10 protein-coding genes are annotated in these 7,338 nt (G+C 34.4%); 7 read left to right on the forward strand and 3 right to left on the reverse strand.

Annotation, left to right across the window (positions count from 1 at the left end):
• Positions 1–310 precede the first annotated feature (310 nt).
• The 4 genes from ACTTKP_RS10435 to ACTTKP_RS10450 all read left to right on the forward strand — a co-directional run bounded on the left by ACTTKP_RS10435 (position 311) and on the right by ACTTKP_RS10450 (position 2,831).
• Positions 311–556 carry a hypothetical protein gene (locus tag ACTTKP_RS10435; RefSeq protein ID WP_442553839.1) on the forward strand — a complete coding sequence of 82 codons (246 nt, stop codon included), beginning with the start codon at positions 311–313 and terminating at the stop codon, positions 554–556.
• 29 nt (positions 557–585) lie between these two features.
• Positions 586–1,503, forward strand: coding sequence for a DNA (cytosine-5-)-methyltransferase (dcm, locus tag ACTTKP_RS10440; protein ID WP_442553840.1), 918 nt, complete (start codon positions 586–588; stop codon positions 1,501–1,503).
• 1 nt (position 1,504) lies between these two features.
• Positions 1,505–1,684, forward strand: a complete 180-nt coding sequence (locus tag ACTTKP_RS10445; RefSeq protein WP_442553841.1) for a hypothetical protein — start codon at positions 1,505–1,507, stop codon at positions 1,682–1,684.
• Positions 1,685–1,754: 70 nt separating this feature from the next.
• Entirely contained in the window at positions 1,755–2,831 is a 1,077-nt protein-coding gene (locus tag ACTTKP_RS10450) for a DNA cytosine methyltransferase (RefSeq protein WP_442553842.1), read from the forward strand.
• 54 nt (positions 2,832–2,885) lie between these two features.
• Here ACTTKP_RS10450 and ACTTKP_RS10455 read toward each other — a convergent pair whose 3' ends face one another.
• From ACTTKP_RS10455 to ACTTKP_RS10465, 3 genes are read right to left on the reverse strand one after another with little or no spacing between them, the layout of a single operon-like run.
• Complete coding sequence (locus tag ACTTKP_RS10455) at positions 2,886–3,731, reverse strand: hypothetical protein (RefSeq protein WP_442553843.1); 846 nt, start codon at positions 3,729–3,731, stop codon at positions 2,886–2,888.
• 2 nt (positions 3,732–3,733) lie between these two features.
• Positions 3,734–4,408 (reverse strand): hypothetical protein, encoded by a 675-nt coding sequence (locus ACTTKP_RS10460; protein ID WP_442553844.1) that lies wholly within the window; start codon positions 4,406–4,408, stop codon positions 3,734–3,736.
• Between the two features lie 3 nt (positions 4,409–4,411).
• Complete coding sequence (locus ACTTKP_RS10465) at positions 4,412–4,636, reverse strand: helix-turn-helix domain-containing protein (RefSeq protein ID WP_442553845.1); 225 nt, start codon at positions 4,634–4,636, stop codon at positions 4,412–4,414.
• Positions 4,637–4,769: 133 nt separating this feature from the next.
• Between ACTTKP_RS10465 and ACTTKP_RS10470 the strand changes: the two genes are divergently transcribed.
• The 3 genes from ACTTKP_RS10470 (at position 4,770) to ACTTKP_RS10480 (ending at position 7,041) form a co-directional block, all read left to right on the forward strand.
• Complete coding sequence (locus ACTTKP_RS10470) at positions 4,770–5,231, forward strand: 8-oxo-dGTP diphosphatase (protein WP_442553846.1); 462 nt, start codon at positions 4,770–4,772, stop codon at positions 5,229–5,231.
• Between the two features lie 35 nt (positions 5,232–5,266).
• Positions 5,267–5,509: a hypothetical protein gene (locus ACTTKP_RS10475; RefSeq protein WP_442553847.1), complete on the forward strand. Its 243-nt coding sequence runs from the start codon at positions 5,267–5,269 to the stop codon at positions 5,507–5,509.
• Between the two features lie 83 nt (positions 5,510–5,592).
• The gene (locus ACTTKP_RS10480) at positions 5,593–7,041 is read left to right on the forward strand and encodes a hypothetical protein (RefSeq protein ID WP_442553848.1); all 1,449 of its coding nucleotides are present in this window, start codon (positions 5,593–5,595) and stop codon (positions 7,039–7,041) included.
• Positions 7,042–7,338: the final 297 nt, after the last annotated feature.

Raw genomic sequence — 7,338 nt, forward strand, 5'->3', positions numbered from 1 at the left:
TTGACTACTAATGACTACTACATTTTGCTACGATTTGCCTTATATAGTGGAAATCGGTATCTAATATGTAGACCAAGGTTTGAAGAGTATTTATTGAAACTGATGGGAAATCCTAGTGAGGCAGCTGAGAGATTGGAGGGGGATGATTGAGTGGGGTTTATTTACTAACATAATATAATGCCCATTTATTTTTTAGGGTAATTATTGCTGTTTATTAATCCAAAATTTTTACATGAATGCAAAATTGACGTTGACGTGATTGACGTTGACGTAGTATAATTAACACATCTTGTATAAGGAGGGCAAACTAATGGATTATGTTGTTTTTAAGCAGTGGTTACGGGATGAAAAAAATATGTCTATTCGTTCTGCTACAGATGTTGTTTCTAGGTGTAAAAGAATTAATAGAATGACATATACAGATAGAATAGATGATAAAACAGTGGAGATATTAATAGAAACGGATACATATGCAGATATGTCATCATTTATTAAATCACAATTGAAAAGAGCTGCGACTCTTTATATGGAATTTGCCAAGAAGGAGATGAAGTAATTATAGAAAATAAAATTAAAGTTGGAAGTATGTTTGCTGGAATTGGTGGCATAGATTTAGGATTTGAACAAGCAGGTTGTGAGATTGTTTGGGCAAATGAAATAGATGAATATGCTTGTAAAACATATAGATTAAATTTTGGAGATAGTTTTTTGGTTGAGGATGATATCAAAAATATTTCAACAAAGGATATTCCCCAATTTGACATTTTAACAGCAGGATTTCCTTGTCAAGCTTTTTCATCTGTTGGATTATTACAGGGGTTTGATGATCCTCGAGGAAACTTGTTTTTTGAAGTTATAAGGGTTGTAAAAGATATAAAGCCTAGAGTTGTTTTTTTGGAGAATGTTGCGAATTTACTTAAGCATGATGACGGAAACACTTTTAAGGTTATTAAAGGATTACTTGAAGAATTAGGTTATACTGTTTTATTCCAGATAATGAATGCAAAAGAATATGGCAACCTTCCTCAACAGAGAAACAGAATTTATATTGTCGCTTTCAAATTTAAGAAGAATTTATCGAAGTTTAAATATCCAGATATGGTACCATTAACTAGAACTGCTTTTGATTTATATGATAAAGAAAAGCAGGAAGATAAATACTACATGAATAGGCATCGTATGTGGGATAGAATGATGGAATATATGACAGAACGAAATCGGGTGTATAGATTTACAGATTGGGGCCTGTCAAGAAGCAGAGAAGGGATTTGTCCTACATTATTAGCTGCGATGGGAAGTCGTTTTGAGAGAATTCCATTTTTTTATGATGACTACTCTGTAAGACTTATGACACCAAGAGAGTGTGCAAGAATGCAGGGATTCCCGGAGGAGTTTGTTTTGCCTGAAACAAATGAAAAGCAAGTATATAAACAGATTGGAAACTCGGTGAGCGTTCCTGTTGTATATAGAATTGCACAGAATATAGTGGAGGCTTTGAGTTAATATGAAAGAGCTTAAGAAACGAAGTAATGGCCTGCCGAGATATCATTTGGAGATATTGTATCTTTTGGAAACGGCAGGTGGAATGTTAGAAAGAAGATCCTTAAGAGAACAACTTATTCATATTGGATATGGGAATTATTGCACATATGAAGCATTAAGCCGATTAGAATGGAAAGGATAGATTGGCTTTGATGGAAGTTGAATTTCCAAAGTCAGAAAGTATATATTATAAAGAATAGTGAGTCAGAAAAATGAGCAAATACAAAATAGTTGACCTTTTTGCCGGGGTCGGGGGACTTAGTTATGGTTTTTCAAAATTAGATGGGTTTGAAATAATCTTGGCAAATGAAATTGAGCCAGATATTTCTAAGGCATACTCATTGAATCATCCAGGTGTGAATATGATTAACTGTGATATTAATGATTTGACAGAGGATGTAATAAGGGAAGCCATTGGTGATAATGTTATCGATGTGGTGGTTGGTGGTCCGCCATGTCAGTCTTATTCAACCTTGGGAAAGAGACAGATGGATGATAGAGCGAATCTGTTCATGCAATATAAAAGGGTGTTGAGTATTATTAAACCAAGAGCCTTTGTATTTGAAAATGTTACTGGAATTTTGAGTATGGATAAGGGCAATCTATTTAAGAATATTCAAAGAGAATTTGAAGAATTGGGATACGAACTGAAGCATAAAGTTTTAAATGCTGTAGATTATGGCGTACCACAGCAAAGAGAAAGAGTTATTCTTGTAGGTTTCTTAAATGGTAATAATTATGAATATCCGATGCCAATGCATGGAGACAACTTGATTCCTCATGTCACATTAAAAGACGCAATAGGCGATTTACCAGTAATTGGTAGTGGTCAAACAAAGAATGAATACGCTACGGATGTAAGTAATGCTTTTTTGGAATTTGTGAGAAAAAATGGTACTACAGAGTTAACTGAACATAGTGCACCAAAGAATGGAGAGCATTTAATTAGAATTATGAAAGCATTAAAGGATGGTCAGTCAAAAGATGATTTACCAGAGGAAATAAGACCGAAAAGCGGATACGGAAATACATATGCAAAATTATGGTGGGAGAAACCATCAACTACTATTACAAGAAATTTTGCTTGCCCATCATCCTCTAGGTGTATTCATCCACGAGATTCAAGAGCTATGTCTATCCGAGAAGGAGCGAGACTTCAAAGTTTCCCGGATGATTATCAGTTTTATGGTGCCGATGGAATGAAACGATTAGAAATTGGAAATGCTGTTCCACCTTTGCTTTCGTTGGCTATAGCCAACGAAATGCTCAAAGCAATACAAGAAAAATAAACAATTGCCCTTCACAGTCTCTATTAAATTGTGGAGGGCAATTATTTTTGCAAATTATAAACTGTCTATCAGACTACATACTTTTTCATATGAATGATGGAATTGTAACTGACTTTGATGCCATTGTACGAATCCGAATGGTAACTGAATAGTAGTTCCGCCATTACTATCTCCATAAACTGTTTCTGAACTGGCTACCTTAACAGCAGCTTTACATATATCTAAGATGTAGAATGCTTCATCAACATCATTTTCGCCTAAAAGATTAATATACCATACATAATCAGACCATTCGTCTTCATCTCGTGCGGCTCCCATTGTGAATGAAAGCTTTGTTAACTCATATATATTGTCCTTAAACCATTGAAGAAGAGCATTATATAGTTTGATATCATAAGACTTTAATGTTGTTGCATTTAAGCTTTTGTGACGAACCTGTAAATCGTAGCTTTTAGCTTCGGCTTTATTTCCGTATTTTTCTATTATAGAAAGGGCATCATTTGCGGCGGCCCAGAATAGTTTGATTGCTCTTTGAACATCTGTTGGAATTGATTTGTGAAATTGTTTCTCAAAAACCTCAATGAATAGCTCGGCTCTTACAAAATATACCTGTCCACCAAGGCTTTTCTTAATGGAAATATTAATGTCTTTACCGCTTTCACATTTTATTTTCAAATCAGTTTTTGATTTTGTTTTTTTACCTAAGACTCCTGGTACATTTGTTTCGTGTAAACCACCAATCGATGTGGATTGAATAATTTCATGAGCCATACCTAGTCTAGTCATAAATTCTTTGCCGTACTCAATATTGCTATCTAGCAGCTCTTTCACTCGAGCTTCGTTAGTGTGACCTGATAATTTTGCGTGTTGCCATCCGGTGGCTCTGTTTCTCTGTGCCATAATTAAAATCCTCCTAGCGTATTTAAAATAGTTTCTCTAACATTTGTGAATGAAAAATTGTATAAGGAATTAGCCTCAACAGATAGTTCATAAGCTGGTTTTCCACCATAAGGGCGGTGTGAAGGGATCATTATTGCGGGAATATCTTGTCTAAAATCAAAAATAGTGAATTTCTGACAATTGGGTGATAAAGCAATGGCAAGTAGTAAACTATGATTTCTTTGGAGCTGCAGGTATTTGTTGTCTCTCAAATGTAGTTTATGAGTCCGATACCAAAATCCAGTATAATCATTTACTAGTTCCATTGTTATTTCATAGCCAGTATTTGTACGGACAATATAATCGCTGATAGTTGAGGTTCTTTGATTTGGTAGAATCAATCTTGTTCGGTCGGCACCTGAAAGTTGTATATCAAATCCTGCATTTTGCATTTCATTGATAAAGAAGTCTTCAAAAACCCACGAAGCCACAAGGTCTTGACCATACTCTAATGGAGTTCTTCGGTCGGAGTGATGCTGACAGGATAAGAGATTTTGATATATGTTTAAGTGGTTACTTCTTAGGTTATTAACATCACCTTCAAGAATCAAAATATTTGATTCATCGTATCCTAAAGAAATAGCATAATCACATAACGGTCTTTCAAGATAATTGCTTAATCCTTCGTATGCACCCATGATTTATGTTTCCTCCTCAGTATTCTCAATAAAAAGCTTATATGTATCTATCCCTATTGCATCTGCAATTTTTTGGATGTTATCCAGAGATATACTGCGATTGAAACGCTCAATATCACTAATGTATGTCCTGTGCAGACCACACATTTCAGCAAACTTTTCTTGGGAAACGCCCATTTTTGTTCTATAATATCTAACATTGCTTCCAAAAACTTTTATAATTTCCATGATGACTACCTCCATACTATATGATATTCGCCTTCATACAATTAGTCTACATACAATAAGTATCAAAACAAAAAAGGAATTGATGTAATTATTGGAATTTGGTATATTAATTTTTTTGAAAGGATGATAGTGTATGGATAGGAAAACAGAAATTGAATTAACAAATATGTGTCTTATATATAATGACGATGCGGTTTTGGTTCAGGAAAAGGTAGGTATAAAATATAAGGGGGGATTGGTATTTCCGGGCGGTCATGTTGAAGAAGGAGAATCTTTGAGGGATTCGATGATAAGGGAAATTAAGGAAGAGACAGGTCTCACAATTTCAGACTTGCAACCATGTGGTTTTAAGGATTGGATCCAGGAAGATGGAACAAGATATATTGTATTACTGTATAAAACCAATAAGTATGAAGGAAAAATAAAGTCTTCAGAAGAAGGAAAAGTGTTCTGGCTTGATAGGAAGGACATACCTACGGCAAACTTGATATGGAATATGAGAGAGTTGTTGGAGATATTTGAAACAGATGAGTTTAGTGAGTTTTTCTTTCGGGCTGGAGTGGACTCAAAGCCGGATAGAAATAATTTGATTTAAAAAGAAACTGATAAACAGACAAATGCTCCGTAATAATGTGGATTAAAAACTGTACAAAAAATATCAGTTTTGCTAACTGGAGGGACAGAGACCCTAAACTTCTGCTTCCATATATGGAGGTAGGATCAGGACCGCTTTGGAAAGCGGAAGATATTGCAGCTTATATGAATGGTAAGAATAAAGATTCAAAGTACGATATGATTGCAATTAACAATTTATCATCAAAGAAAATTGCACTTATAGGAAGAGCACGAGTTGGAAAATCTTTCATAATTTAAATAGAAAGAATTATGTGCAATTATTCTGTGGAAATAGCAAAGATAAGACTGCCTGCCCGATAAATGTGAGAATTTCAGAGCAAGTGGCAGAGGAGAGTTATGTTTTTCACTCCAACTTTAATAGCTTATATGTAGGAGAAAAAAAAGAAGACGAAGAACTTAGTAATTTCAACGCCAAATTAGGTAAACTACTGAATCGTATGTATTCAATGACTGATTTAGATGAGATGAAAGAAATTGAGAGTGCTATTAAAGAAATTAGAGATTTTGAGAAGAAGTATGATGCAATTCAGTCATCTGATTCTTATATTGATGTGTATCAAAAACCAAGTGATTATGCAAAAAAATTATTACGTGAGTGTAAGCTTGGTTCAATTGAATTTACTGATACTCCAGGAGTTTCAGGAAAGGTAGCGGCAACGAAAATTGCCAAATCTGATATTTATATGTTTGTATTAAGACCAGATAATGGGGATGAAGCTGATACTTTATTGAAAGTAGTTGATGTTATTAAGGCAGATGTTGCAACGAGCAAGGTTTTATATGTTTACAAAATAGAAGGTATTTATTCTTCAAAAGAGGAATATAACGAAGCCAGAGAAGAGGTCAAGAGTGATATTAGTGCTTTCACATCATTGTTTGAAGATTTGCGCGGTTCAATTATTTCTACTGATTTAGCGCTATTAAATCCAGAAGAGCACTGCATTGCATTTCCTTCAATGAATAAAGAAAAATCAAGCTTTCAAGAAGATGAATTCATGTGTGATTTTTTGGGAGCTATAATTGAGGCATTTAAGGAAAATGATACAACAGAACAAGATAAAAAGTTTGTTGAAATTGTTAATTCTCAAGGTGGAGAGGCGAAAAAATTAATAAACCAAATTATCGATGAGATACCTGCTCACAGCGTAGAGAAAACTAAGGAGTATCCACCTGAAAACATAATTGAAGAGAAACATGACCGTGTGAAAACTAAAGATAATTATCGTATAGATGGTGATTTGTCATACGCATATAGAAGGGAAAGTGAGTTGTTACATGCATACTTTTCATCATTTAAGGTAGAGAATTATTCATTTGAGTGGCAACAATATATAATAAAATATATTTATAACAAGCTTACATATAGTACGAGAACTGATAGAGGGCTTGGCAAGGGTGGCCATCCATTTGAAGAAAGACCAGCAAAAACTATGTTGGTTGAGGAATCATTACTTGCCGATAAGATTCTAGATAGCATTGCTAATACCGAGCCTTATTGCAGAAATGTTCCATATAGAAAAGTATTTATTGATAATAATATTTCGAGTTCATCTTGGAATTATGTGGGATGTACTAATGATGAAGAGGCGGAGTTAAAACTACGCCTAATAAAAGAGTGCTTAATAAATAAGAAGGTTTATTCCAGAGCAGAGCTCGTTTTGTGCAGATACATTGGTGGACTTCGATTGGTGGCAGAATATAAGATTTTAGAGCTGTTAGGAGAGAAAGAAACACAGATTATTGCAGAATTAAAGGAATTGAAGTTTTGATTAAAGGTATGTAGACTTGATAGTTTTGCGAGAAGGATTGGATGAAGAAAAAGCAAGAAGGCATATATACTACGCATGGTAAAGAAGAAAAGCTAATAGCAACAAAGGCCAGAGTTGATGGAGTTCAACGATGTAAAAGCAATGTAACTTGATTTGCCTAGATGGTGCAAATCAGTTTTGTATATTTCATAACGATACCTGAATGTGCCGTTCATTATGTAACAAAACCGAGGTAGATTTTAGAGAAACCATAATAGGTTTATAAAAATCTTCCCCGGATATTTTTGTCTTTTTAAG

Origin of the sequence: Catonella sp., from assembly GCF_052169795.1 — a bacterium.
Lineage (GTDB): Bacteria > Bacillota > Clostridia > Lachnospirales > Lachnospiraceae > Catonella.

Coding starts and splice junctions, on each gene's coding strand:
- ACTTKP_RS10435 (WP_442553839.1), top strand. CDS start 311: ATGGATTATGTTGTTTTTAAGCAGTGGTTACGGGATGAAAAAAATATG.
- dcm (WP_442553840.1), top strand. CDS start 586: ATGTTTGCTGGAATTGGTGGCATAGATTTAGGATTTGAACAAGCAGGT.
- ACTTKP_RS10445 (WP_442553841.1), top strand. CDS start 1,505: ATGAAAGAGCTTAAGAAACGAAGTAATGGCCTGCCGAGATATCATTTG.
- ACTTKP_RS10450 (WP_442553842.1), top strand. CDS start 1,755: ATGAGCAAATACAAAATAGTTGACCTTTTTGCCGGGGTCGGGGGACTT.
- ACTTKP_RS10455 (WP_442553843.1), bottom strand. CDS start 3,731: ATGGCACAGAGAAACAGAGCCACCGGATGGCAACACGCAAAATTATCA.
- ACTTKP_RS10460 (WP_442553844.1), bottom strand. CDS start 4,408: ATGGGTGCATACGAAGGATTAAGCAATTATCTTGAAAGACCGTTATGT.
- ACTTKP_RS10465 (WP_442553845.1), bottom strand. CDS start 4,636: ATGGAAATTATAAAAGTTTTTGGAAGCAATGTTAGATATTATAGAACA.
- ACTTKP_RS10470 (WP_442553846.1), top strand. CDS start 4,770: ATGGATAGGAAAACAGAAATTGAATTAACAAATATGTGTCTTATATAT.
- ACTTKP_RS10475 (WP_442553847.1), top strand. CDS start 5,267: ATGTGGATTAAAAACTGTACAAAAAATATCAGTTTTGCTAACTGGAGG.